The organism is Kitasatospora sp. NPDC048662, assembly GCF_055587065.1.
In genome coordinates this window covers 1-1,966 of the sequence record NZ_JBVJHA010000030.1, presented here as the reverse complement: position 1 = coordinate 1,966, position 1,966 = coordinate 1, and the positions used below count along the sequence as shown (strand labels likewise).

The 1,966-nt window shown below is 67.4% G+C and carries 2 protein-coding genes; both read right to left on the bottom strand.

Annotated features, from left to right (window positions below; genetic code table 11):
- Window positions 1-10: 10 nt before the first annotated feature.
- The gene (locus ACZ6R9_RS33750; RefSeq protein WP_465542593.1) at window positions 11-598 is read right to left on the bottom strand and encodes a P-loop nucleotide/nucleoside kinase family protein; all 588 of its coding nucleotides are present in this window, start codon (window positions 596-598) and stop codon (window positions 11-13) included.
- Window positions 595-1,803, bottom strand: coding sequence for an IS256 family transposase (locus ACZ6R9_RS33745; RefSeq protein ID WP_465542595.1), 1,209 nt, complete (start codon window positions 1,801-1,803; stop codon window positions 595-597). The genes ACZ6R9_RS33750 and ACZ6R9_RS33745 overlap by 4 nt, the downstream gene beginning before the upstream one ends.
- Between the last annotated feature and the right edge of the window lie 163 nt (window positions 1,804-1,966).

The window sequence follows — 1,966 nt, the reverse complement described above, 5'->3', positions numbered from 1 at the left end:
CGAGTAATTGTCAAGATCTGTGGATTGAGCCTTCCCGATCGTGGTCGGTGTGACTGCGATGCTCGGGTTTCTGGATCCAGGCGATGACGGCCTGCATGTCGACCGGGCGGGTCGTGTCGACGTGCAGGGTCGGACCGACCTGGAGAGGGCGAGCGGTGTGTCGCCAGCGTTCCCACTCGTCATCCGTCAGCAGGTCACCATGAATCGGATGGCGTGGGTGACGGGCTTCGAAGCGAAGGCGGGCGGTCTCCAACGGGACGTCACACCAAATCTCCACCACATCGGGGTTGTTGGCGTGGTTCAAGCCCCACAGGACGAAGTCGCGAAAGTCGGTCGGCCAGCAGGATTCCAGGACAGCACCGGCAGCTGCGTCCGCCAGTAGTGCCCACATCGTCTCGCTGGCTGCAGCGCCGAGTGAGGCGTTCCAACGTCGTTGCGGCGAGTCGGCTCTTTCGGTTCCCAGCACATCGGCGTGGGCCTCCTTGATCACGTCCTTGCTGAACAGCGGCAGCCCCAGGTGACGGGACAGGATGCGGGCCAGGGTCGTCTTCCCCGCGCCGGGCAGCCCGTTGACCAGAACAGCGAGTGGTCCCCTCATGCCGCCACCGCCTCGGGGCGCTCGACGAGCTGCCCGCGATCGAATCGGGCGCCTGCGCGGACCAACGGGACAAGATGGGCGCCGTTGACGGCCCGCCAGCGTGTCTGGGCCGACTCGATGAGCTTGAAGACCATGGCGAGCCCGGCGGCGCGGGAGCCGGCGCCCTTGGTGACCTTGGTGCGGAGCCGGACGGTGGCGAAGGTCGACTCGATCGGGTTGGTGGTCCGCAGGTGGATCCAGTGCTCGGCCGGGTAGCCGAAGAACTCCAGCAGGACGTCCTGGTCGTCGGTGATCTTCTCGACGGCCTTGGGGAACTTCGCGCCGTAGAGCTTGGCGAAGGTCTTGATCGCCCGATCGGCGTGGTCGCGGTCCTCGGCGTTGTAGATGTCCTGGATCGCCTTCTTCGCCGCCGGCTGGGCCGGCTTCGGCAGGGCGTCGAGCACGTTGGCCGTTTTGTGAACCCAGCACCTCTGCTCGCGGGTGGTGGGGAAGACCTCGCGCAGGGCCTTCCAGAACCCGAGTGCGCCGTCGCCGACCGCCAGTATGGGAGCGCGCATGCCGCGGCGCGCGCAGTCCCGCAGCAGCGCCGCCCAGGACTCCGAGGACTCCCGGTAGCCGTCGGTCATCGCGACCAGCTCCTTGGTGCCGTCCGCACGCGCTCCGATAACGACCAGGACGGCGGCCTTGGCTTCGTCCAGGCGTATACGCAGGGGGATGCCCTCGACCCAGACGTAGACGTAGTCGGTGCCGGACAGGTCGCGTTCCTGGAAGGCGGCGTGGTCGGCCTGCCACTGGGTGGTCAGCCGGGTCACCGTGGCCGGCGACAGCCCCGCCGAGGAGCCGAGGAACTGCTCCATCGCCGGGACGAAGTCGCCCGAGGACAGGCCGTGCAGGTAGAGCAGTGGCAGCACCTCGGCGATCTTCGGGGACTTGCGGCACCAGGGCGGCAGGATCGCCGAGGAGAACCGCTTGCGCTCGCGGGTGGTCTCATCGACCCGCTTGTCGTTCACCCGCGGGGCCTTGACCTCGATCACGCCGGCGGCGGTGGTGACCTTCCGGGGCTGGTGGTAGCCATTGCGGACCACCAGGCGCCGTCCGCTCTCGTCCTTCTCGTGGGCCAACTCGGCGATGTAGGAGTTGACTTCGGCCTCCAAGGCGGCGGCCAGCATCCGCCGGGCACCCTCACGAACAATCTCGTCCAGCAGGGCGCCTCTCGCGTCGAGTCGGCATTGACTACCGTGAGCACGGGCGTACCTTCCCGACCGACGCTGCAACGTCGGCCTACTCGATGACCATCACGGGATCATTCGGGAAGGTACGCCCTCCGCGCTCCTCCCGGAACCGATCCACAGGTATCGAGCATTGCTC